Below are 22,401 nucleotides of genomic sequence, written 5' to 3'. Positions count from 1 at the left end.
CGCAACTCCGACCCGAAAGAGCCACCGTGGTAGGACGGAGGCGTCCCGGGTCAGGAGGCGGCGACCCGGTTACGGCCGGTGCGTTTGGCCTCGTAGAGGGCCTCGTCAGCCCACTTGATCAGATGGTCGGGCGGGACGCCGCCGGTGGGGGTCGCGCTGGTCACGCCCACGCTGATGGTCACGATGCCGCCGTCGGCCAGCACGTGCGACTCCCGCAGGGCGGCCACCGCCTGCACGGCCCGTTCGGCGACCGCGACGGCGCCCGGCGTCCCGGCGGCGGGCATGACGACACAGAACTCCTCGCCGCCGTACCGGGCGACCAGATCCGTCGTGCGAACGGCGTCGCGCAGCGCGCCTGCGACCCGGCGCAGGCATTCGTCGCCGCCCTGGTGGCCGTAGTGGTCGTTGTACTTCTTGAAATGGTCGATGTCGATCATGGCCAGGCCGATCGGGTCGCCGGAGCGCAGCGACTGCACCCACAGGGCGTCCAGCGTCTCGGTGAGGCGGCGACGGTTCGCCAGGCCGGTGAGCGGGTCGGTGAGGGTCAGCATCTCCAGGCGGCGGTTCGCCTCGCCGAGTTCCTCGGTGCGTTCGGCGACCCGCCGCTCCAGGGAGGCGTACACCAGGGCGTTGTCCAGGGAGACGGTGAGCTGCCCGGCGATCAGCTGGACCGCGTCCAGCCGGGAGGCGGAGAACGCCTGCCGGGTCAGCCGGTTCTCCAGCACCAGCATGGCCCGGGGCAGTCCCTGGCTGAGCACCGGCACGACCAGCAGCGAGCAGTGCGGCAGCCCGGCCAGGTACGGATCGCGGGCCACCCGGTCGTCGTGGGTGGCGTCGTCGACGAGCATCGGCTCGCCGGTGCGGTCGGCGTAGCGGACGGCGGTCACCGGCAGCAGGCCGCGTTCGCCGGCTTCGGCGAGGGTCAGCGCCGGCCGGACCGCCCGGACGTCGGCCGGCAGCATCCATTCGCCGGTGGCGTCGTCGCGGAGCAGGACCCGTACGGCGGTCGCCCCGGTCATGGCGCTGAGCACCTGTTCCACCCGGTGCCGCAGCCGGTCCAGGTCGGTCTCCGAACTCAGTGCCCGGGCCGCCTCCAGCACCGCCATCAGGTCGATCACCTCGGTGGACAGATTGATGCTGTGCGACGTGCGAACAGTCGGCGACGCCGGGGCCCCGGCATGGGCCGGCGGCGCGGCGAGGAACGGATGCTCCCGCTCCAGCAGGTGGACCTTGTGGTGCGCGCGCCAGACCGCATATCCGCGGTGGGCCTCGGTGAGCATCTGCCGGCTGACGTGCGGCATCCGGTGGGCGTCGAAGAACAGCGCGGCCCGCTCGGCGATCAGCGCCGCGTGCCAGGGTGAACCACCGCCGGAAGCGCCGGACACCGCGGCGTCGTAGGCGGTGGCCGCAGCGTCGAAGTCACCCGTCGCCCAGGCGCGTTCCGCGTCGGCGAGCCGGAGCAGGTGCCCGAAGTTGCCGGGCTGGTCGACCGCCCGCTCGGCGAGGAACCGTGCGCTGAGGTCCAGGTCGGCCAGGGCCGTCTCCCGGTCGCCGTCGCCGGTGGCGGTGCGGGCCCGTTCGGCCGCGGCGAGCGCCGCCAGGACGTGCGCCTGCGCGTTGCCGTACGTCGCGGTGATGCACGGCAACAGGGTCAGGGCGGCGGCGGTGTGCCGGTTCAGGACGTCGCGTTCGCCGAGAACGGCCGCGGCCACCGACCGTACGATATGGAAATTGACCGCCGCCGTCGGGTTTCCCTCGATCTCGGCCTCGTCGAGGCCGTCGTCGTCGGCCTCGCCGCGCAGTGTCCGGGCGAGCTGCCGGTGGGCCCGGAACGCCGCGTCGGCGTGGTCGTATCCGATCCGGCCGCACAGCATCAGCGCGGCGTCGGCCTCGGCGGCGTAGGCGTCCAGGTCCGGCCCGGCGTCCAGCAGCCCCGGCAGGGACGCGAAGTAGGTGGAGGCGGCGTTCTGCAGGTCGCCGCCGCGCAGCAGCCCCTCGTGCGCCTCCCGGGCGATGCCGACCATGTGCTGTACCGGCTCGAACCAGGCGACCGTGCCCAGCGCGTGCAGGAACTTCGCCTGTGACGTGTCCGGTTCCCAGCCGCGGGCCCCGCCCACCGCGAGCACCCGACGTACCGCCCGATACCCGGCCCGATAGTCGCCGCGCGCCGGGACGGTCACGAATCCGGCGTGGCTCAGCGGGCCGACGAGCGCGGCGGCCGGGCCGTGGGCCGCCCACAGCGCGCCCGACTCCAGCACCAGCCACGCCATCATGATCTGGTCGCAGAAGAAGGCCGGCGGGATCAGCCGGTTGATCACCCGGGCGATCGCGACCTGGCGGGGTTCGGTGAGCTCGGGGCGGGCCAGGTCGTCCTCGGCGTCGCCGGTGGCCAGCCATCCGTACAGGACGTCCAGACCGGCGCCGATCCGCGGGCCCAGTTCGTCGCGGCCGGGCACGGCGACCCCGAGCCGGCCCAGCAGGCGCAGCCCGAGCTCCAGCGCGTCCGGCATCCGGCCCCGGTTGGTGAGACCGACGATCTGTTCGCAGACCGCGCCCGCGTGTGGCACCGGATCGCCACCGGCCGCCTCCAGTGCCTGGAACACCTCGTCGGCCTCGGTGAACCGGCCGAGGCTGCACAGTGACGCGTGCCATTCCGCCTGCGCCTGCCGGTAGCCGCTGTCGGTCGCGGGCAGGAGCCGTACCGCCGCGGCCAGGAACGCCTGTGCCGCCGCATGGTTCACCACCAGACGGGCCGCTGCGGCGGCCCGGCGCAGTAGGGACGCGGCCAGCAGCCGCTCGTCCGGGTCGGTCAGCTCGTCCACGGCCGTCAGGTAGAGGCGGGCGGCGGCCAGGGCGTAGGCGGGTTCGGACGCCAGCCGGCGGGCCAGCGTCAGGCTCAGTCCGGTCCGGGCCGGTGCATCCAAGCGGGCGTACGCCGCCTGTTGCACCCGGTCGTGCCGGAAACACGCGGCCGGTGTGCCGTCGCGGTGCACCTCGACCAGGCCTTCGTCGGCTGCGGGCAGCAATTCGGCGTCGACCGTCTCGGCCGGGCGGCCGGCGGCGATCGGCAGGAGCGTCAGGTCGACCTCGCCGCCGAGGCAGGCCATCACCTCCAGCAGTGCGCGGGTCTGTTCCGGCAGCTCCTCGATGCGGGCGCCGAGCAGGTCCACGACGTCGCCGCGTGCGACGAACCGGCGTGCCGTCGCCGGGTCCCAGCGCCAGCCGTCGCCGTCAGGAACCAGCACCCCGTCGCGCCGCAGCGCGTTGACCATCTCGACGGAGTCGAACGGGTTGCCGCCGGTGTGCGCGGCGAGCAGCTCGGCCAGCGGCACCGCGGCCGGGTTCGGCAGGCGCAGCATCCGTGCCAGCAGTGTGGTCAGATCTCCGGGTGGCAGGTTGGCCAGCGGCAGCTCGCCGACGTTGCCGCCGGTGTCGCGCAGCCGGGCCAGGGTCGGAGTCAGCGGGTGCGCGGCGTCCACCTCGGCCTCCCGGAACGCGCCGAGGATCAGCACGCCGGGCAGGTCCGGTTCGGCGAGCACGGCGTCCAGGAACCCGAACGCGCCGGCGCTGGCCCATTGCAGGTCATCGATGAACAGGGTCACCGGTCGGGCGCTGGACGCGACGGCCCGCAGCAGGTCCAGGCCGACCTGGCGGAGCCGGGACGCGGCCCGGCGTGGGTCGTCGTCGCCCGGTTCCGGTGCCACACCGAGCAGCGCGGCGAAGGGTGGGAGCACGGCCGCGGCCAGTCCCGCGTTCGGGCCCAGACGCTCCGGCAGCCGCTCGCGCAGGCGGGCCACCTCATCGTCGGGTTCGGCGAGCAGCTGGTCGCCGAGGGCGCAGAACGCCTGCCGTACCGCGTCGGCGCCGAGATCGCGCCGGAACTGGTCGAACTTGCCGGCCACGAACCGGCCGCCGGCCGCCGCCACGGCCGGGCGCAGCCGGTCGACGAGCGCGGTCTTGCCGACGCCGGGTGGGCCGGTGATCAGCGCGACGCCACGGTTGCCGGCGGTGGCGGTGGCGAGCATCCCGCGCAGCGTCGCCAGCGGCTCCTCCCGGCCGACCAGTTGCCGGGGCGGGGCCAGGCGCATCGGGAAGTCCCGCTCCCCCAGCACGAACGCGGCGGTCTCGTCCCGCAGCCGGGTCAGGTCGTAGGCGAGCCCTTCGCCGCTCTGGTACCGCTGGTCGGGTTCCTTGTCGAGCAGCCGCAGGATGATGTCGGACAGCAACGGCGGAAGGTCCGGGTTCGACCGGATCGGCGGCGCCGGCACGCGGGCCAGGTGGTCGTGGACCAGGCGCAGCGGGTCGCCGTCGCGGCCGAACGGGGGCGCCCCGGTCGCGGCTTCGTACAGCACGGCCCCGAACGCGTAGAGGTCGGCGCGGTGGTCGACCGGGCGGCCGGTGCGGCCGGTCTGTTCCGGCGCCAGGTAGGCCAGCGTGCCGGCTATCACGTCGCCGGTCGTGCCGGCCGGGGCCGCGAGGTCCACGGTGGCCGTGGTGGCCAGCTCGAAGTCGATCAGGATCGGCCGGGCGTGCGGCGCCGGCTCGCCGTCCACGACGGGGATCAGCACGTTGGCCGGGCTGACGTCACGGTGTACGACGCCCTGGCGGTGCACGGCGGCGAGCGTGCCGGCCAGGTCGATCGCCAGGTCGAGCAGGGCGGGGACGAGCAGCGGCAGGGTCAGCGAGGCCAACGTGGCGGCCGGGGTCTCGGTGTAGCCGACGGTGCCGTCGGGGCTGTCCGGAAGGAGCCGGGGCACGCCGAGGGTGCCCTGGAGCCGGCGCAGGACGGCCAGCTCGTTGCGGAGCCGGTCGCCTGCGCCCGGCCCGAGCGGCTGTTTCTCGATGACGGCCGGCCCGCCGCCGTACGGCCGTACCCGGATCACCCGGGTGCGGTCGCTGTCGTACAGGACCTCCCGGACCGGTGACACGGAGTTCACCTGATCCTGATCGGCCGGGCCCACGCCACGCTGAGGGCTTCGGGCCCGGCCCTGTGCACGACGGTCACCGCCGGCGGCGGCGGGCTCAGAGCGTGGTGCCGCCGAGCCGTCGCGTGCCGCGCTGACCGCTGTCGACCTGGAGGCGATCCGCAACCTCGGCCTGGAACACGCGATCTACCGCTGACCGCGACGACTCGAATCTCGGCCGGTTCGCTGCGCGCTCGGCCGACGGAACCGGGGCCTGGGCCCGGGTGGCGCGGCGCGGGCGGAGCTGGACGACGGCTACCGACGCGAGCACCAGCACCCCGCCGGCGAGCTGGGCCGGAGTCAGGAACTCGCCGAGCGTCACGGCGGCCAGCGTGGTGGTGATGACCGGCTCGACGGTGGAGAGGATGGCGGCCGTCGAGGGCCCGGTTCGGCGTAGGCCGGCGAAGAACGTCAACGACGCCAGTACCGTGGAGACGACCGCGATGCAGGTCACCCAGAACCAGCCGGCCGGGCTGAAACCGAGGTCCACTCCCCCGGTGACCAGGGCTTTCCCGGCCAAGGCCAGCGCCGCTCCGGTCATCACCAGGGTGGCCAGCAGCATCGGCGGCACGCTGCGCAGCACGCGGTCCGAAGCGAGGATGTAGATGGTGTAGGTGAGGGCCGCCCCGAACCCGAGCGCGGCTCCGAGCGGGCTCAGCGCGCCGGCTCCGGCGCCGAGGAGGACGAGCAGGGTTCCGGCGGAGGCCACGGCCAGGGCGATGGCGCGGTTGCGGGTCATCCGGTCACGGCGCAGCAGCACCGCGGCGGCGGTGACCATCAGTGGGTACGTGTAGAGGATCAACGACAGCAGCGAAGCGTCCATCAGCCGCAGCGCCTCGAAGTAGAGCGTCGCCTGGGTGGCGAACCCGACCGCACCGAGCGCCAACGCGGCCGACACCGTCCACCCGCTGGGCCGCGACAGCGGTGCCCGCCCCGCGACGGGCCGGAGTGCGAGGAGACCGGCCAGTATCAGGGCGGCCATCACGAACCGCACCAGGAGCAGGGCGGACGGGGACACTCCGGCGTCGTAGGCGAACTTTCCGAAGATCGACATGGCGCCGAAACCGGCGGCCGACAGCAGGCAGAGCAGTGGACCCATACCGCAGAGCATCGGGCCTACAACTATGCAGGTCCAGTGACGATTCCTGGAGTTGAATGATAAGCATTTGTGCATGATTACGCTGGATCTGCGCCGACTTCGATTCCTGCGCGAGTTCGAGGAGCGCGGCACTCTGGGTGCCGTGGCGACCGCTCTCGGTTACAGCCCGTCGGCGGTGTCGCAGCAGCTCACGGTGCTGGAGAAGGAGGTCGGCACGCCACTGCTGGAGCGGGCCGGGCGTGGGGTCCGGCTGACCGACGCGGGGCGGCTGCTGGCGCAGCACGCCCGGGTGCTGCTGGCCGCGGCGGAGGCGGCGACGTCCGACTTGGCGTCACTCGGCGATCAGGTCAGGGGTACGGTCCGAGCCGGCGGTGTCCAGTCGGCCGCCCGGCACCTGCTCGTCCCGTCGCTGGCTCGGATGGCCGCGGAGCATCCCCTGGTCCGGATGGAGGTGTCCGAGCTGGAGTTGGAGCAGGCCCTGCCCGGCCTGCGACTGGGTTCGGTCGACCTGGTGATCAGTGACGAATACGACGGGCATCCCCGCCCACGACCGGCCGGTATGCGGTTCGAGCCACTGCTGTCCGAGCGGCTGCTGATCGTGCTTCCGGCCGGTCATCCGCTGGCCGTGCCGGACGGTCCGGTGGCGTTGGCCGACCTGCGGGACATGGTGTGGGTGTCCTCCGACGAGACCACCGGTCACCACGCGATGATCGTCGGAAACTGTCGGACCCTCGGCGGCTACGAACCGGACGTCCGGCACCACTCCAACGACGCCGACGTGCAATTGGCCGTGGTCCGGCACGCGGCCGCGGTCGCCCTGTTGCCGCTGCTCAACCTGCCCGCGGAGGACCCGACGCTGGCCTACCGCCAGGTGGCCGAGACCGACCTGGGCCGCCGCCTGTTCACCGTGACCCGCGACGGCCCGCTGTCACCGGCCCTGACCACGTTCCTGAGCGTGGTCGCCGACCAGGCCGCCGACCTGACCGCCGGCCCGGAGCGGGCCGGGCCCACCGAACCGACCGGCCCGGGGCCGGCCTCAGCGGGCGGGGCCGTCTAGGACCCCGGAGGTGAGTGCTTCGCACAGCGATAGGGCGGCTGCCACCGTGCTCCGCGCTGCCGGTAGGAGGGGTAGCCGTACCGCCGAGGTGGGAATTCGCCCTTGATCTTCTAGAACACCCTTGATCACGGTCGGGTTGGGCTCGGCGAACAGCGACCGCGACAGGTCGGCCAGCGGGCCGCCGAGACGTCTGGCGCGCGCGACGTCACCGGCCTGCCAGGCGGCTGCCAGGTCGGCGAATGCCCTGGTCGCGATGTGTGCGGAGGCGAGAATGCCGCCGTGCGCGCCGGTCGCGAGCATCGGCGAGATCAGCGGATCGTCGCCACCAAGCAGCGCGAATCCGTCCGGAAGGTCGCCGATCACCTCGATGGTGCCGGTCGCGTACTTCATCCCGATCACTCCGGAAATCGAAGTCAGTCGCCGAATCGTGGTGATCGACAGTTCCTGCCCGGTCCGGTACGGCACGTGATAAATCACCAGCGGGACACTTCCGGCGAGTGCTTCGAAATGGGCGACGACACCCGCCTCGCCGGGCCGCACGAACGGCGGAACCAGGCTCAGCGCCGCCGTCACCCCGGGCCGTGTCGCCAGGTCCGGCCGCGCCCCGACGATCAGCGGCACGTCGCGCTCCCGCGCCACCCGGGCCGCGACTTCGACCACATTCTCCTGCTCAGCGGGGGTCAGCGACCCCGGCTCGCCAGTCGTGCCGAGCGCCACCAGCCCGGCCGCGCCGTCGTCGAGGACCTCATGGGCGAGCCGCTCCAGCACGTCAAGGGCAACTTCCCGATCAAGACCGAAAGGCGTGATCAGGGGTACGAGAATCCCGCGCAGTTCCATGCCGAAAGCCTCGACCCGTTCGAGCATCAGGTCCAGTTCACATTCCTGAGGTGATACGTAAGCTGAACTGATGCTCGATGTGCGCCGCCTCCGCCTGCTCTGCGACCTGTCCCGCCTCGGCACGATCGCCGCCGTCGCGTCCGCACACACGTACACCCCGTCGGCCGTCTCCCAGCAGCTGTCCGCCCTGGAGCGGGAAGCCGGCATCGCGCTGCTCGAACGCACCGGCCGCCGGGTCGCGCTCACCGCCGCCGGTCGTCTGCTGGTCCAGCACGGCGAAACCGTCCTGACCGCACTGGAACAGACCGGCGCCGCACTGGCCGCCGCACGCACCGGGCTCACCGGCGAGCTGCGCATCGGCGCCTTCCCGTCGGCGATCCGCACCCTGCTCACCCCGGCCCTGATCACGCTCGGCAACCGCCACGCCGCCCTCGACCTGCAACTCACCGAATTGGACCCGGCCGAGGTCCCAGCCGCGCTACGGGACCGCCGCCTCGACGTCGGGCTGGTCCAGGACTATGACGTGGTGCCGATGGAGACCGGTCCCGGCCTGCAGAGCGTTCCGCTACTCGACGAGACCGTTCATCTGGCCGTCGCCGCCGACTCGGCCGCCGGCACACTGCGTGACCTCAGCCGGGCCGGGTGGATCCTGGCCGGCCCGGGCACCCTCTGCCACACCGCCACGCTCAAGCTCTGCGAGGCGGCCGGGTTCACGCCCCGCGCCCGGCACCGGGTGGACGACTTCGGGACCGTCCTGGCCCTGGTCGCCGCCGGTCAGGGCGTGGCGGTCGTTCCACAGCTGGCCACCGCCGGGTTGCCGTCCGGCGTACGACTGCTGCCGTTGCCGACCCGCCGACGCACCCGGGTCGCCTTCCGCCAGGGTGCCGCCGCGCATCCGGCCGTCGCGGCCTTCATCGCCGCACTCCCGCCACTAACCTGATCTCCGTGAATGGCGTCCAGCTGCTTCTCATCATCGGCGTCGGGATCGCGGTCACCTCGATCGCCCGGCGGCACCGCTTCGAGCCGGGCTGGGCGATCGTGGTGCTCGCGGCCGCGGCGTCGTTCCTGCCCGGCATGCCCGAGCTGGAGCTGGACCATGAGCTGATCATGGCGTTGGTCATCCCGCCGCTGCTCTATTCGGCGACCCGGGGCGCGTCGTTCGCGGCATTCGGTGCCAAACTGCGGGCCATCATCTACCTCGGTGTCGTCGTGGTGGTGCTGACCGCCGGGTTCCTCGGCTGGCTGTCGACGCTGCTGCTGCCGTCGATCGGGGTGTACGCGGCGTTCGTGCTCGGCGCCGTCCTCGCCCCGCCGGACACCATCACCACCGTCTCGCACGGTCACGAGATCGGGCTGCCCCGGCGGGCCACCTCGATCCTGACCGGGGAGAGCCTGGTCAACGACGCGACCGCGCTGACGCTGTTCACTCTGGCGGTGGCGGCCGCCGACGGGGCGCACACCACCTGGCAGGGCGGTCTGCGGGAGCTGCTGCGGGCCGCCGCGATCGGGGTGGGCATCGGTGCGGCGTACGCCCTGATGGGTTTGATCATTCGAAAGCGACTCGGGAACCCGACGCTGGAGACGGCGCTCGTGCTGCTGCTGCCGTTCACCGCGTTCCTGACCGCCGAGCAGGTGCACGCCTCCGGCATCCTCGCCGTGGTGATGGCCGCCTTCTCGATGAGCATCAACCTGACCCTCGATCCGAAACACCAGTACCCGGGCGGCTACCGCACCCGCCTTCAGGAGGAACAGGTGTGGCGGGTGCTCGACTTCCTCCTCGAGACGTTCGTGTTCGCGTACATCGGCCTGCAGTTGAAGTTCGTTCTCGAAGATCTCTCCGAGGACGGCGATCCGGGGCTGACCCGCACCCTGGTCGCGGCCGGGGTGCTGCTCGTGGCCGCGATGCTGTTCCGTTTCGTGGCGGTGTTCGCCCTGTTCGGACGGTGGCGGCTACGGCATCGGATGCTGCTGCGCCGCGCCGAGCGGGATCCTCGCTACCGGCAGGCTCGCGAGGCGCGGCTGCAGCGCCGTCGAAGCAGGCCGCTGCCCCCACCGTCGGTCAAGGAGACCGTGCTGGTCAGCTGGACCGGCATGCGCGGCATCCTCACTCTCGCCGCCGCGGCCGCCATCCCCGAGTTCACCAAGAGCGGCGAGCCGTTTCCGGGGCGCGACGCGATCCAGGTCATCGCGTTGATCGTCACCCTCGGCACGCTGCTCGTGCAGGGCACCAGCGTGGGCCGGCTGGCCCGGTGGCTCCGCTTCGACCTGGCCGCCGAGAACGCCGAGGAGGAACGACTCCGCTCGGTGGGACGGGCCGTAGTCGCCGAGGCCGCCGCCCAGCCGGCCGTCGATGTCGACGCGTCGTTCGAGGCTCGGCGGCTGGCGCTCGGGCGGGCGGTGCACGAACAGCGGCTCACCGAGGACGTGGCCCGTTCCCTGATCGAGGAACTCGACCTGCAGCAGGCGGCGCACCACACCACCCCGACCGGATGACCCGCCCGGTGTCCGGGCCCGTCAGCGGCTCGCGGGACGTTTCGGGCCCGGTCCGGCCAGCGGCCCGCGGATGCGATCAGGCGGGCCGGCGGCTCGCGGATGCGATCAGGCGCGCGCGGCGAGGGCCCGGCCGGCCTCGATGGCGGCCTCGTGGGCCGACTTGCGCATGACCGCGGCGGTCTCCTTGAACGCGTCCAGCGCCGGGTTGACGCCGACCAGGGTGAACTCGCGCTCGATCAGGGTCAGGTCGGCACCCCAGATGTCGCCGACGACGCGGCGCAGGTAGTCGGTGTTGTGGTCCCAGCCGTCACGGGGCGTGCCGGGTCCGTAGGAGCCACCCCGGGTGGTCAGGACCACGACCGGCTTGCCCTCGAGGAACTTCTCGCCGTTGTCGCCGCCGGCCATGGCCAGGTCGAACCAGGTCTTGACGTGCTGCGAGACGCCGTAGTTGTAGAACGGCAGGGCCAGGATCGCGGCGTCCGCGGAGCGCAGTTCGTCGGCCAGCTCACCGGCCAGGGCGACGGCGCCGTGCTGGGCGTCGCTGCGCTGCTCGGCGGGGACGTAGGCGGCCTGGATGGCGGTGGCCCAGGCGTCCGCGGGAAGCGGGCTGGCGCCGAGGTGGCGGCGGACGATCGGGGCGCCGCCCAGCTCCTTCTCCACGAGGTCGGCGAGCTCGGTGCTCGCGGAGTTCGGGCCCAGGATGCTGGCGTCGACACGCAGAACGGCCATCGAATTCTCCAAATTTCATGTCAAGTCCGGATCAGTTGGACTTGAACGTTCAAGACGAAGCATGACACCGCAAGTGTTGAACGTTCAAGTGGTTGATCGCGTATTCTTCTGATCCGTGAGCGATCCCACAGCCGCCCCCTGGCTCTCCGACGACGAGACGAGCGCCTGGATGGCGCTGACCGCGGTGCTCACCGCGTTGCCGCCGGCCATCGACGCCCAGCTCAAACGGGACGCCGGGATCAACTTCTTCGAGTACACGATCCTGTCGTCGCTGTCTCAGGCGCCGGGCCGGGCGGTACGCATGGGAAGCCTCGCCCACCTCGCCGCCGGATCACCGTCGCGCCTCTCACATGCCGTCTCCCGCCTGGAGAAACACGGCTGGGTCGCCCGCCGGGTCTCGATCGACTCGTCAGAGAACCGTTGCGTCGAAGCGGTTCTCACCGACGCCGGCTGGGACGCGGTCGTCGCCACCGCACCCGACCACGTCCGCGAGGCCCGCCGCCTGGTGTTCGACGCCCTCACCCCGGAACAGGTGGGCCAACTCGCCAAGATCGGCCGGCAGCTGCTGACCGCCGCCGCCCCCCACCTGACCTCCTGCCTCGGCGACAAGCCCACCCCACCCGAAACCTGCTGACAGACCACCGAGGCCGAAAGGTCCGAGGGCGAGAGGTCCGAGGCCGGGACACCGAAGGCGAGAGGTCCGACGGCGAGAGGCCCGAAGGCCAGAGGTCCGAGGGCGAGAGGTCCGAGGGCGAGAGGTCCGAGGGCGAGAGGTCCGAGGCCGAAACGGCCCGAGGGGCGGGTCAGGTCGCTATCGACTTCAGGGTTTCCAGGACCGTGCGGACTGCGGCGCGGTGCAGGGACTCCGGCCTGGTCAGGATGTCTATGTGGCGGGCGGCCGGGATGTCGGCGAGTGGGCGCAGCATCAACTGTGGGTGCGGGGTGGTCGTGCGGCCGGGTAGCAATGCCAGCACCTCGCCGGCCGCCACCACTGACGCGGTGACCGTGAACTCGTTGATCCGATGTCTGATGTCCAGCGGCCGGCCCGCCGCGGCGGCGATCGCTGTCAGCACCCCTTCCAGCGGGAACCCCTCGTGCACGCTGATCCACGGCCAGCCGACGACGTCAGCGGCGGTGAGCCGGGGCCGCTGGGCCAGTGGGTGGTCGGCGGACATCGCGACGTACAGCGGCTCCTCGATCAACGGGATCACCGTCAGCCGGTCGGCCGGCCACGGCGGGCTGTGCGCCAGCCGGTGTGCCACCACCAGGTCATAGTCACCGACCAGCGCCGGGAAATCGGCGTGTGCCACGTCCTCGTCGGCGCAGCGCACCGGCGGGCCGCCGGCCTCGGCGAGCCTGGTGATCAGCGGCGCGAACCAGGTCAGCGCGGCACTGTGGAACGCGGCCACACTCACCGGGGCGTCCGGGGCGTCGAGGTGGTCACCGACCGCGCGGGCGGCCCGATCTAAAGCGGTCATCACCTCGACAGCGGCGGCGGCGAGTGCCCGGCCCGCGCCGGTCAGGACCAGACGGCGACCACGACGCTCGGTGAGCGGCACCCGGGCCGAGCGCTGCAACGTGTTCAGCTGCTGGGAGACGGCGGACGGCGTGATGTGCATCGCACGGGCGACGGCGGCGACACTGCCGCGCTCGCCGAGCTCGCGCAGCAACCTCAGGTGATGCGGATCCACAAGCCCTCACTACATCGTCGGTTCACCAGATGACCTCTTGTCTACCGGATCGGCGGGCCGCAAGCTTGCCGCTGTGACCGGAGACCTCCTCCTGCTGGCCGTGGCCGCCGTCTGGGGCAGCAGTTATCTCGCCGCCAAGACCCTGGTGGCCGCGACCGGCGTACTCGTCGTGCTGGCCCTTCGTTATCTGGTGTCGATGTTCGCGATGCTGCCGCTGATGTTCCGGCGCAGGGTGCAGCGGCGGGAGCTGGCCGTCGGGATCCTGCTCGGCTGCACGCAGGCGACGGTGCTGGTCCTCGAGACGTACGGGGTGTCGCTCACCAGCGCCACCAACGCCGGAGTGCTGATCAGCCTGACCATCCTGCTCACGCCGGTCATGCAGGGCGGGCTGCCGAGACGGTTCCTGATCGCTGCGGCGGTCGCCACCGCGGGGGTGTTCCTGCTGGTGGCGGGGCCCGGGTTGCGTACCCCCTCGGTCGGAGATCTGTTGATGTTGATCGCCGCGGTGGTCCGCGCCGCGCATGTGACGCTCTCCGGAAGACTGGCCCGGCCGTCGTTCGACACGGTCACGCTGACCACGTTGCAGACGGTGGTGGGTGCGGTCGTGTTCACCGTCGCCGCGTGGCCGTTGGCGGTCGGCGACCTCGGCGCCGGTGAGTGGCTGGGCGTCCTTTATCTGGCGCTGGGGTGCAGCGTCTTCGCGTTCCTGGTGCAACTGTGGGCGATCCGGCGGACGTCACCGGCCCGTGCGAGCCTCCTGCTGGGCACCGAGCCGGTCTGGGCTGTGCTGATCGGAATCGGTCTGGGCGGTGAGCACCTGACGGTGCTGGCCGGGTTCGGCATCGCGCTGGTGCTGGCCGGAACCTACTGGGGGCAGCGGGTGGAACGTGAGCACCGGGCCGGCACCGGGCCGCGTCAACGCGCTTCCAGGGCGCGGATCACGGCGGCCATGTCCTCCCCACCGAAGCCCGCGCGGTCGGTCTCGAAATACAGCTCGCGGCACACCTCCAGCAGCGGTGACCCGAAGCCCGCCTCCCGCGCGGCGCCGAGCACCAATTCGTTGTTGTAGAGCACATCGCGAATCGCGGCCTGCACGTCGAAGTCGCGTTCGCACAGTTTGCGGCTCTTCACCCGGGACACCACGCTGGCCATCGGCCCGGCGTCGAGCGCCGCCGACAGCGTCCCCGGATCGAGCCCATGCCGCCCGGCGAAGTGGAACGCCTCGGCCAACCCGGTGACCATGCTGATCAGGAACGTGTTGACGGCCAGCTTCATCAGCAGCGCACCGGGCACGTCACCGCAGCGCACGATCTCCCGGCACATGGGCCGCAGCAGATCCTCGACCGCGGGCCCGCCTCCGGCGATCATCACCACCAGGTCGCCGGTCTCCGCCGGGCCGCGGGACCCCGAGACCGGAGCTTCGGCGTACGATCCACCGGCCGCGATCACATCCCGCCCGAGGCCGGCCGAATAGGCCGGAGCGGTGGTGCCCATGTGGACGACCGTGCGGTCGCGCACGAGTTCGCCGAAAGTGTCGGTCCCCCGCCCCAGGACATCGTCGATGACCCGGTCGTTGGCCAGCATCAGGATGACCGTCTCGGCAGCCGCGAACACCTCCGCCACGTCGCCGGCCACCGTCGCACCGGCCTGGCGGAGTGGTCCGGCCCGGTCCGGAGTCCGGTTCCAGACGATCAGTTCGGTCCCGGCCCGGGCGAGATTGAGCGCCATCGGCTGTCCCATCACCCCGAGCCCGACGAATCCCACGGTCACGCCTCGACGCTACGACTCCGGCCCACACGGCACCGCAGCCAATCCGAACCTTCTGGCCCACGCACCGCCGGCCGGCCCCGGCCGGGGTCAGGCGAAGAAGGCCTTGATGGCGTCGGACTCCGAGGTCACGGTGTCGGCGCTGATCAGGTCGGACGCCTCGGCGGTCAGCACCGCGGCCCGCGTCTGCAGGATCGAGGCCGCCTTGCCGCTGGTGAAGAGGGTGGCCTTGAGGTCGGTGAGCGCCTTGTCGTACGACGCCTTGTAGGTCTTGTCGGCGTTGAACCGGGTGACGAGGATGTTGCTGCGCCCGCCGGGACCACCGCCTCCGTTGCGGCGGCCCTGGCCGCCGTCCCCGGCAGGAGCGCCACCACCGGCCGGAGCGCCACCACCGGCAGGAGCGCCACCACCGCCTCGGTTGCCACCGCCGCCGCCCATCCCGCCGAACGCCAGGTTGTGGTCCCACGCGACCACGGTGAACTGATCCTTGTCGGTCGTGTACCGCAGGTACGAGTTGTTGCCGGGTCCGTCGATGTCGTCCGAGTTCTTGACCAGCTCCTGGAAGGCCAGGTAGGTGGCGAACGCGGCGACGTCCAGATGCTTGGACAGGTCGGCGGCGAACGTGGCGTCGTCGGACTCGTTGATGAACTTGAGGAACGCGGCGAGCGGTGCCAGGTTCGGATTGTCGCTGTCGGTCTCCTGGTCGAAGACGTCCTCGTATTGGGCGGCGTCGTCGCCCCGGTACGAGTAGTCGCCGCCGCTCTCCGCCTTGTAGAGGATGCCCGCCGAGGCGAAGTTGTCGGCGTCCCATTTGTCGGCCGGATTCTCGATGATCAGCCGGAGGACCTCGCTGCCGCCGTTCACGCTGAGCCGGGTCGACACCGACTTCTGGGTGGCGAGCCCGGCGACGGCGAGCAACTCCAGGGCGACGGCCTCGTTGAGGGCGCTGTCGGTGTTGTTGGAGCGGACCACGAACTCGTTGTATCCGCCGAGTTCCTGCCCGTCGGTGTACTTGTCGAGCCGGACCAGCCACGGCAGGTCCTGTGGCTTCTCGGCGGAGAGACTGCCACCGGGGCCGCCGCCCCGGTTGTCGCCGGTGCTCGCGGTCGCACCGGATTCAGTGAGACCACGCAGCGTCGAGTTGCCCTTGAGGCGGAGCCCGGCCTTCTCGAAGGTGGTGCCGTCGATCGTGACGGTCGCCTCCAGCCACTCCTTCGACTGGTCGTTGAGGTAGGCGTCGATCACCTTGTCGTAGGCGGCCTGGTCGAAGGTGAACTCGATGTCATGGACCTGGGTGGCGTCGAACAGGCCGCTGCCCGCGGTGGCGGTGGTCGACGACGAGGCCGCGGAGGACGAGCCGCTCGAACAGCCGCCGGCTACGGCCAGGCCGACGGCCCCGAGAAGGGCGGCGCCGAAGGACCGGCGGGACAGGGTGTGAGCGGGCATGCGGGCCATCCTTCGTCGCCATGGGAGCTGGACGACTCAAGGAAAGGTCGCTTGCTGAGGATCCGGTTGTGTCACGGCTGTGCGTCGCCTGTAAAAGCGGACCGCCAGCACGATCAGGAACACGGTCATCAGCGGCGCGCCGGGGAACTTCACGAACCGGGGCAGACCACCGCCGTCCGGCATCACCGAGAACGCGGCGACGATCGAGATCCACATGAAGGTGCTGGTCCGGAGCGTGACGGCGGCCAGCAGGGTGAGCGGCCACATCGCGTACCAGGGGTGGAAGACCGGCGACAGCAGGACCACGGCGGCCATCCCGAAGGCCGCTCCCCGCAGGGCGGCCCGGTCCCGGTCGGCGTCACGTAGGGCGGCCACGAACAGCATGACGAGTACGGTGGCCAGCGCCACGAGCGCGACGGCGCGTACCGCCGGTACCGCGTCGAATCCGGGGAACAGTGCCTGGCCCGCGTAGGTGAGGGTCATGCCGACCGCGGTCGGTGGCGAGGTGAACTGGATGATCGTGGTGCTGCCCTGCATGGCCGGCACCCAGCCGAAGCCGAGCCCACTGGCGACGGTCACGGCGAGTAGTGCCAGCACCGACGAGCCGCCGACGAGGGCGGCGGCCTTCGCCAGCGGCCCGATCTCGGTGCGCAGGCCACGCCAGCCGTCCGGGCCGGTCGCCTTACGCATGGCGATCAGGGCGGCGAACGGGATCACGACGATCGCCGTCGCTTTCACGGCGACCGCGAGTCCGAGCAGGACACCGCCGGTGAGCAGCGGGATCGGGCGGGCCTGCGCCCGTACGATCAGATAGAGACCGGCCACCAGCAAGCCGATCATGACCGCGTCGTTGTGTGGCGCGGCCAGCATGTGCGCGCCGACCAGAGGCCCGGCCAGCGCCACCCAGATCGCGCGCTCCGGCGCGATGCCGCAGCGGCGCGCCAGCGCCGGCAGGCAGGCGGCGACCACGACGATCGCGGCCAGGGTGATCAGGCGGAAGACGACGATGGTCCCGGTCAGCGTCTTGCCCACCGCGACCGCGGCGCCGGCGATCAGGATGAAGAGGGGGCCGTACGGGGTGACGGTGTCCCGCCAGATCTCGGCGACCGTGTTCAACCAGGTGCACGGCAACGCCGAGACGCCCTGCCGGTACGGGTCGAGGCCGTGCGTGAACATCTCGCCCTGGCAGGCGTAGGAGTACACGTCGCGGCTGCCCATCGGCGGCGTGAACAGGAACGGCAGCAGCCACAGTGCCGCCGTGACGAGCCCCCAGCGCAGTGTCGGAACCCGGTCGCGCAGGGTCCACCAGGCGTACGAGGTGATCGCGGTGCCGGCCAGCCAGAGTCCGATGATGATCGGCCCGTAGGGTCCGCGGGCCACGCTGAGTGGGGTGGCCTCCAGGTCCGCGCTGGGAAACGCCCCGCCGAGCCGACCGGCACCGGCCAGCATCAACGAACCGGCCAGCCCCAGCCACCGGAGGAAACCCACAGTCACGCGCCCCATAGCCGTCGAGCTTCGCGCATCGCGGCGGGCGGCGCCGCACCAGGGTGCGGTCAGCGAACCACGCGGTATTTGATGTGTGTGGTCAGCGACGCCGAGCGGGAGCCGATCTGCTCCAGTTTCAGCACGGGCACACCGTCGAAGAGCCGCTGCCCGGCGCCGAGGACGACCGGCGTGATCTGGAGGCTGAGCTGGTCGATCAGTCCGGCGGCGAGGAACTGGTTGACGGTCGCGGCGCCACCGGCGATCGCGATGTGGCCGTCGCCGGTGGCCTTGCGGGCCTGGTCGAACGCCTCGTGGATGCCGCCGGTGACGAAGTGGAAGGTGGTGCCGCCGGCCATCGGCAGGTCCTCGCGGGCGTGGTGGGTGAGGACGAAGACCGGCTTGTGGTACGGCGGTTCGTCGCCCCACCAGCCCTGCCAGCTCATGTCCCATTCGCCGCGGATCGGGCCGAACATGTTGCGGCCCATGATGAACGCGTCGGCGGCGACGATCTCGTCGAGCTCCGCCCGGTTCTCCTCGGGCGTCTCGAACATCCAGCGGTGCAGTTCGTCGACCGGGCCGTCGCCGAACGGTTTCTCGGCACTGAGGTTCACACCGGCGACGAAGCCGTCGGCCGACACGGAGATGGAGGCGGTGACGAAGGCCATGAGGTTCCTCTCGACCAAACCGGTTGCGGACAACAACCGATAGTAGGCTGCAATCGGTTTGCGAGGAACGAGGAACTCATGCCAGACACCGAAGAGCACCGGTCCGGATGCCCGATCAACCTCACCCTGGAGGTGCTGGGCGACAGATGGTCGCTGCTGATCATCAGGGACATGATGTTCGGCGACCGCCGGCACTTCCGGGCGCTGCTCACCGGCTCCGAGGAGGGCATCGCCACGAACATCCTGGCCGACCGCCTGCACCGGCTGACCCGGCTCGGCATGATCACCTCGGCGCCCGATCCGGGGCACAAGCAGCGGCTCCGGCTGAGCCTGACCGAGCCGTCGATCCAGCTGGTCCCGGTCCTCGCCCACCTGGGCGCCTGGGGCCGCCGCCACCTCCCGGCGTCACCCGAGCTGTCGATCCGGGCCGAGCTGCTGGAGCGCGGCGGCCCGCCGATGTGGTCCCGTTTCATGGACGAGCTACGGGAACTGCACCTGGGCCTGCCCCGCCCACCCGGCACCCCGTCGGTCCTCGACGAACTGACCACCGCCTACGAGACCGAAGCGGCCCGCGTCCGGGAGTCGTGAGGCGTCACACGATGGCGGCGACCTCGTCGCGGGTCAGGTGGCCGTCGGCGACCAGGACGGTGATCTCCCGGCTCAACGGGACGCCCGGCTTGATGGTCAGCGGGTCCGCCCAGGCCAGGGCGGCGCAGACACCGTTGTAGTCTCCCGGTTCGGTGCGGGCGAACCAGCGGTCGTCGCCGTCCAGGCCGGTGAAGACCAGGGTGTACGCGTCCTCGACGGACAGTGCCAGCCACGGGTCGGTGGAACCGTGCGGTTCGGAGCCGGACGGTGTGAACGTGACCGCCGAACCCTCGCCGGCGCGCCAGAAGAAGCCGCCGTAGCCCGCTCCCCCGGTTCGCCCGTTCGTGGCCGGGCTGCCGATCGTCACCTCCGACTGGGCGGGGGCGCTCAGTTCGTACCGAAAGAAGAGCCGCCAACCTCGCGCCGCCGGACGGGCCGTGACCGAACGCCGCTCTCTCAGCAGAAGCCCGCCGCCCGCGTCGACCCACCGCAGGTCTTCGGTGAAGCCGCCGGGCAGCGGCGTACGCCCGTCGGAGAGGACCCGCCCGTGGTCGTCGCGCCAGATGTAGCCTTGGTCGCGCACGTAGGTGCGGCCGCCCCAGACGTTGACACCGTCGACGTCCTGCATGGTGACCGAGACCCCGAGGTGCCACGGGTGGTCCTGCGGGAGCTCGCCGGTGACGACGGTGCCGCCCAGCGTGCGGACCGGGTGCAGGTAGGGACGGGGCGCGAGACGGATGTCGAGTTCGGGGGCGTCCACATAGGTGGCCACCCGGGTGCCGTCGACGTGCAGCTCGGTCATCCGTACCCCTTACCGGCAGGAAAGCGCTTTCCGGCAGCCTAGTGGCCTCGACCGGGGACGGGCAAGCGGTGGAAGTTTCCGCCATCGGAGTGATCTGGCCCCGCAACCCGCCGCCGGTGCCGGAGAATCGGGGCTTCGACGGAGGGAAGTGAGATGACCGGCCCGTTCACGGTGTGCAAGCACGACGACGGCGACGGCGGGGTACGGCTCGAGGTCGGTGGCGAGCTCGATCACGACGTCAGTGAGGCACTCAGTCTGATCCTGATCAACGCGGCCGAGCAGGAGGGGGTCCGTCACCTGGTGGTCGACCTCGCCGCGGTGCCGTTCCTCGGCGCGGCCGGCATGCGCAGCCTGCTCACCGGGCGTCAGGTGGCGTTACGGCACGGCCGTTCCTTCACCGTGCGCGACCCGCAGGCCAACGTCCTGCAGACACTGCGGGCGGCCGGCGTGGCCGGCATCCTGTCCCCGACCACCGAGACCGCCGTCGTCTGACCGGCGTGGCCCGGCATTCTGTCCCCGACCACCGAGACCGCCCTCGTCTGACCGGCGTGGCCCGGCATTCTGTCCCCGACCACCGAGACCGCCCTCGTCTGACCGGCGTGGCCCGGCATTCTGTCCCCGACCACCGAGGCCGCCCTCGTCTGACCGCCGCGGCCGGTGCGGGAACCATCCGCCCAGCGCCAGGGCCACGCCGATCTGCAGGAGGCCGGCCACCACCAGGGTCGGCCGGGCACCGGCGGCACCGATCACCGCGCCGCCGGCCAGCATGCCCAGCGTGGCGGCGCCGTCGTGGACGATGCTCTCGGCGGCGAACGCGGCCTGCCGTTCCGGGCCGGTGGTGCGGAAACTGATCAGGGCGTTCACGACCGCTATGCCGATCGGCATGGCCAGTCCACCGGCTGCGGCGAGGACCGCGATCAGCACCGGGGAACCGTCCACGGCGGCGATCGCCACGAACGCCAGACCGAGAACGATCCAGCTGAACGCCGCGGTGCGCACCGGCGGCAACCGCGTGGACAGGACGGGTGCGGCGACGGCGCCGGCCACCGAACCCAACCCGTAGCCGGCCATGCCCGCGGCGATCAGCACCCCCGGACGGCCGGTCTGGGCACCGAGCACCGCCAGACCGAGCACGAACGCGAACCAGACCGCGCCGCCCACGCCGCTCATCACGAAGACCCGCCGCAATTCCCGGTGCCGGCGCAGAACCGCGCGGATCCGTACCGGCGCATCGGTCTTGCGGGGTCGCCGCGACGGACGCACCGGCAAGGTGATCACGGCGGCGATCGTCAGACCGGCGGCCTCGCACCACAGCAGCGGGACCGGGCCGGTCGCCGCGACCGCGGCGGCCGCCAGCGGCGGCGCCAGGACCATACTGGCCCGATGCGCGAGATCCTGCCAGGCGAGCGCGCGGGCGGCGGCACCCGGCCCGAGACGATCGGCGACGTCGGCGGTGAGCGCCTGCCGGGCGGGCCCGGCCAGGGCCGCGGCCGCTCCCGACAGAAGACCACAGAGCCCCAGATGTACGGCTGAAATCGCCCCGAACAGCGCGGCTACCGGCACGATGAGCAGCCCCAGCGCCTGGCCGACCTGGACCACGGCGAGGGCCCCGCCGTCGGAGATCCGGTGCCGCAGGCCGCCGGCCCACCAGCCGGAGGTGAGCAGCGGAAGCCCGGCCGCACCGGCGACCAGCCCGGTGGTCCACACGTCGCCGGTCTGCGCGAGCGCCACCAGCGGGAGGGCGATCGCGGTGATCCGTTGCCCCATCCAGCTCAGGAAGGTGGCCGCGAGCAGCGCACCCAGGTCTCGTTTCGCCGTCGTCTTCAGCACATGACCGAGCGTGTCGGGTGACGGCGGTGGCGGGTAGCCGGCCGGACGCTGGTGGTGGTCATAGGCTGGGGCTATGGGTTCATTGCCGGAGGTCGAGGATCTGCGGCTGGTCAGCGCGGTCGCCCGGCTCGGATCGGTGGGGGCGGCCGCCCGGGAACTACTGATCAGCCAGCCGTCGGCCAGTCAGCGGCTGGCCGCGTTGGAACGCCGCGTCGGCGAACGGCTCTTCGTGCGCGACCCGACCGGGGCACGGCCGACCGGGGCCGGGCGGGAGATGGCCGCGCGGGCCGAGCACATCCTGCGGCACCTGGCGTCCCTGGTGGAGCAGACCCGGGCGGCGGTACGGGAACGGCCCCTCACCGTCGGCACCTTCGCCAGTCTGGCGCCGTTGCTGTTCCCGGCCCTGGGTGACGTGGCTCAGGTCGCCGACCACGGTGACCGGCTGATCGGGTGGGTGGCGGAGGGCTCGCTGGACGTGGCGGTCGTCGCCATCGCCGAGCAGGTCACACTCCCGCCGGGGGTGGTCGCCACACCGTTGGGGCGCGACGACTACGCCGTGCTGTTCCCGGAAGGCGTGGCCGGGGCGGACCGCGGGAAACGGCCCTACCGTGGGCGGCGGCTCGTCGCGTACACCTTTGATCTCGGTCTTGATCTGCTCGTCGGGCGGCTCGCCGCGATGGGCGCGCAGACCCGGACCGCGGCGACCGCGGAGACCGCCGTGCGTCTCGCCCGGGTCGCCGGGATTCCGGCGGTGCTGCCGCGCTGCCTGGCCCGGATGTATGTCACGCCCGGCGAGCGACTCGGCCCGACCCCGATCCGGCACGTGCTGCGGCTGGCTCTGGTCAGCCTCGGCCCGCCGCCGGAGCTCGGCTCCGATCTCGGCCGCCGCCTGGGCCTACGCGTCACGACCGTCTGACGCCGACACCGGATCCGGCCCGGCGGCGGCGA

The 22,401-nt window shown here is 71.9% G+C and carries 18 protein-coding genes and 1 pseudogene; 8 read left to right on the top strand and 11 right to left on the bottom strand.

The window, feature by feature from the left end; all coding sequences use genetic code 11:
• Positions 1-50: 50 nt before the first annotated feature.
• Together Q0Z83_RS07055 and Q0Z83_RS07050 are read right to left on the bottom strand one after the other, a co-directional pair.
• Positions 51-4,928 (bottom strand): diguanylate cyclase domain-containing protein, encoded by a 4,878-nt coding sequence (locus Q0Z83_RS07055; RefSeq protein WP_317792989.1) that lies wholly within the window; start codon positions 4,926-4,928, stop codon positions 51-53.
• Between the two features lie 94 nt (positions 4,929-5,022).
• Positions 5,023-6,063 carry a DMT family transporter gene (locus tag Q0Z83_RS07050; protein WP_317792987.1) on the bottom strand — a complete coding sequence of 347 codons (1,041 nt, stop codon included), beginning with the start codon at positions 6,061-6,063 and terminating at the stop codon, positions 5,023-5,025.
• A gap of 73 nt (positions 6,064-6,136) precedes the next feature.
• On the opposite strand from Q0Z83_RS07050, the gene Q0Z83_RS07045 reads away from it, so the two are divergent.
• On the top strand, positions 6,137-7,120 hold the full coding sequence (locus Q0Z83_RS07045) for a LysR family transcriptional regulator (RefSeq protein ID WP_317792986.1): 984 nt from the start codon (positions 6,137-6,139) through the stop codon (positions 7,118-7,120).
• On the opposite strand, the gene Q0Z83_RS07040 is transcribed toward Q0Z83_RS07045, so the two are convergent.
• Positions 7,100-7,984, bottom strand: a complete 885-nt coding sequence (locus tag Q0Z83_RS07040) for a dihydrodipicolinate synthase family protein (protein ID WP_378078479.1) — start codon at positions 7,982-7,984, stop codon at positions 7,100-7,102. The two genes, Q0Z83_RS07045 and Q0Z83_RS07040, sit on opposite strands and share 21 nt — an antisense overlap.
• A 43-nt stretch (positions 7,985-8,027) precedes the next feature.
• On the opposite strand from Q0Z83_RS07040, the gene Q0Z83_RS07035 reads away from it, so the two are divergent.
• Together Q0Z83_RS07035 and Q0Z83_RS07030 are read left to right on the top strand one after the other, a co-directional pair.
• Positions 8,028-8,897, top strand: a complete 870-nt coding sequence (locus Q0Z83_RS07035; RefSeq protein ID WP_317792985.1) for a LysR family transcriptional regulator — start codon at positions 8,028-8,030, stop codon at positions 8,895-8,897.
• A 5-nt stretch (positions 8,898-8,902) separates the two neighbouring features.
• Positions 8,903-10,450, top strand: a complete 1,548-nt coding sequence (locus Q0Z83_RS07030) for a cation:proton antiporter (RefSeq protein WP_317792984.1) — start codon at positions 8,903-8,905, stop codon at positions 10,448-10,450.
• 105 nt (positions 10,451-10,555) lie between these two features.
• On the opposite strand, the gene Q0Z83_RS07025 is transcribed toward Q0Z83_RS07030, so the two are convergent.
• Positions 10,556-11,179 carry an FMN-dependent NADH-azoreductase gene (locus Q0Z83_RS07025; RefSeq protein WP_317792983.1) on the bottom strand — a complete coding sequence of 208 codons (624 nt, stop codon included), beginning with the start codon at positions 11,177-11,179 and terminating at the stop codon, positions 10,556-10,558.
• Positions 11,180-11,294: 115 nt separating this feature from the next.
• On the opposite strand from Q0Z83_RS07025, the gene Q0Z83_RS07020 reads away from it, so the two are divergent.
• Entirely contained in the window at positions 11,295-11,813 is a 519-nt protein-coding gene (locus Q0Z83_RS07020) for a MarR family winged helix-turn-helix transcriptional regulator (protein ID WP_317792982.1), read from the top strand.
• A gap of 169 nt (positions 11,814-11,982) precedes the next feature.
• On the opposite strand, the gene Q0Z83_RS07015 is transcribed toward Q0Z83_RS07020, so the two are convergent.
• The gene (locus Q0Z83_RS07015; RefSeq protein WP_317792981.1) at positions 11,983-12,870 is read right to left on the bottom strand and encodes a LysR family transcriptional regulator; all 888 of its coding nucleotides are present in this window, start codon (positions 12,868-12,870) and stop codon (positions 11,983-11,985) included.
• 73 nt (positions 12,871-12,943) lie between these two features.
• On the opposite strand from Q0Z83_RS07015, the pseudogene Q0Z83_RS07010 reads away from it, so the two are divergent.
• Positions 12,944-13,726 (top strand): annotated as a pseudogene (locus Q0Z83_RS07010) (DMT family transporter); the annotation flags it as partial.
• 59 nt (positions 13,727-13,785) lie between these two features.
• On the opposite strand, the gene Q0Z83_RS07005 reads toward Q0Z83_RS07010, so the two are convergent.
• From Q0Z83_RS07005 to Q0Z83_RS06990, 4 genes are all read right to left on the bottom strand, one after another.
• The gene (locus tag Q0Z83_RS07005; protein ID WP_317792980.1) at positions 13,786-14,640 is read right to left on the bottom strand and encodes an NAD(P)-dependent oxidoreductase; all 855 of its coding nucleotides are present in this window, start codon (positions 14,638-14,640) and stop codon (positions 13,786-13,788) included.
• A gap of 87 nt (positions 14,641-14,727) precedes the next feature.
• Positions 14,728-16,083: a CotH kinase family protein gene (locus tag Q0Z83_RS07000; protein WP_317792979.1), complete on the bottom strand. Its 1,356-nt coding sequence runs from the start codon at positions 16,081-16,083 to the stop codon at positions 14,728-14,730.
• A 36-nt stretch (positions 16,084-16,119) separates the two neighbouring features.
• Positions 16,120-17,640, bottom strand: a complete 1,521-nt coding sequence (mptB, locus tag Q0Z83_RS06995) for a polyprenol phosphomannose-dependent alpha 1,6 mannosyltransferase MptB (RefSeq protein ID WP_317797046.1) — start codon at positions 17,638-17,640, stop codon at positions 16,120-16,122.
• Entirely contained in the window at positions 17,637-18,233 is a 597-nt protein-coding gene (locus Q0Z83_RS06990; protein ID WP_317792978.1) for a dihydrofolate reductase family protein, read from the bottom strand. Before Q0Z83_RS06990 ends, mptB begins: the two co-directional genes overlap by 4 nt.
• Before the next feature lie 78 nt (positions 18,234-18,311).
• On the opposite strand from Q0Z83_RS06990, the gene Q0Z83_RS06985 reads away from it, so the two are divergent.
• Positions 18,312-18,821, top strand: coding sequence for a winged helix-turn-helix transcriptional regulator (locus tag Q0Z83_RS06985; protein ID WP_317792977.1), 510 nt, complete (start codon positions 18,312-18,314; stop codon positions 18,819-18,821).
• Between the two features lie 4 nt (positions 18,822-18,825).
• Here Q0Z83_RS06985 and Q0Z83_RS06980 read toward each other — a convergent pair whose 3' ends face one another.
• A complete protein-coding gene (locus tag Q0Z83_RS06980; protein ID WP_317792976.1) occupies positions 18,826-19,623 on the bottom strand; it encodes a DUF6807 domain-containing protein in 798 nt (265 codons plus the stop codon).
• Between the two features lie 153 nt (positions 19,624-19,776).
• On the opposite strand from Q0Z83_RS06980, the gene Q0Z83_RS06975 reads away from it, so the two are divergent.
• Positions 19,777-20,115, top strand: coding sequence for an STAS domain-containing protein (locus Q0Z83_RS06975; protein WP_317792975.1), 339 nt, complete (start codon positions 19,777-19,779; stop codon positions 20,113-20,115).
• On the opposite strand, the gene Q0Z83_RS06970 is transcribed toward Q0Z83_RS06975, so the two are convergent.
• Positions 19,999-21,453, bottom strand: coding sequence for an MFS transporter (locus Q0Z83_RS06970; RefSeq protein WP_317792974.1), 1,455 nt, complete (start codon positions 21,451-21,453; stop codon positions 19,999-20,001). The two genes, Q0Z83_RS06975 and Q0Z83_RS06970, sit on opposite strands and share 117 nt — an antisense overlap.
• A 73-nt stretch (positions 21,454-21,526) precedes the next feature.
• Here Q0Z83_RS06970 and Q0Z83_RS06965 point away from each other — a divergent pair, with 73 nt between their 5' ends.
• Positions 21,527-22,369, top strand: a complete 843-nt coding sequence (locus Q0Z83_RS06965; RefSeq protein ID WP_317792973.1) for a LysR family transcriptional regulator — start codon at positions 21,527-21,529, stop codon at positions 22,367-22,369.
• Positions 22,370-22,401: the final 32 nt, after the last annotated feature.

Origin of the sequence: Actinoplanes sichuanensis, assembly GCF_033097365.1 — a bacterium.
GTDB lineage: Bacteria > Actinomycetota > Actinomycetes > Mycobacteriales > Micromonosporaceae > Actinoplanes > Actinoplanes sichuanensis.
This window is presented reverse-complemented; position numbering and strand designations above follow the sequence as displayed.

Excerpts from the sequence above, each read along its gene's own strand:
- Q0Z83_RS07050 (WP_317792987.1), bottom strand. The coding sequence starts at position 6,063 with ATGGGTCCACTGCTCTGCCTGCTGTCGGCCGCCGGTTTCGGCGCCATG.
- Q0Z83_RS07045 (WP_317792986.1), top strand. The coding sequence starts at position 6,137 with ATGATTACGCTGGATCTGCGCCGACTTCGATTCCTGCGCGAGTTCGAG.
- Q0Z83_RS07040 (WP_378078479.1), bottom strand. The coding sequence starts at position 7,984 with ATGCTCGAACGGGTCGAGGCTTTCGGCATGGAACTGCGCGGGATTCTC.
- Q0Z83_RS07035 (WP_317792985.1), top strand. The coding sequence starts at position 8,028 with ATGCTCGATGTGCGCCGCCTCCGCCTGCTCTGCGACCTGTCCCGCCTC.
- Q0Z83_RS07025 (WP_317792983.1), bottom strand. The coding sequence starts at position 11,179 with ATGGCCGTTCTGCGTGTCGACGCCAGCATCCTGGGCCCGAACTCCGCG.
- Q0Z83_RS07000 (WP_317792979.1), bottom strand. The coding sequence starts at position 16,083 with ATGCCCGCTCACACCCTGTCCCGCCGGTCCTTCGGCGCCGCCCTTCTC.
- Q0Z83_RS06990 (WP_317792978.1), bottom strand. The coding sequence starts at position 18,233 with ATGGCCTTCGTCACCGCCTCCATCTCCGTGTCGGCCGACGGCTTCGTC.
- Q0Z83_RS06985 (WP_317792977.1), top strand. The coding sequence starts at position 18,312 with ATGCCAGACACCGAAGAGCACCGGTCCGGATGCCCGATCAACCTCACC.
- Q0Z83_RS06980 (WP_317792976.1), bottom strand. The coding sequence starts at position 19,623 with ATGACCGAGCTGCACGTCGACGGCACCCGGGTGGCCACCTATGTGGAC.
- Q0Z83_RS06975 (WP_317792975.1), top strand. The coding sequence starts at position 19,777 with ATGACCGGCCCGTTCACGGTGTGCAAGCACGACGACGGCGACGGCGGG.
- Q0Z83_RS06965 (WP_317792973.1), top strand. The coding sequence starts at position 21,527 with ATGGGTTCATTGCCGGAGGTCGAGGATCTGCGGCTGGTCAGCGCGGTC.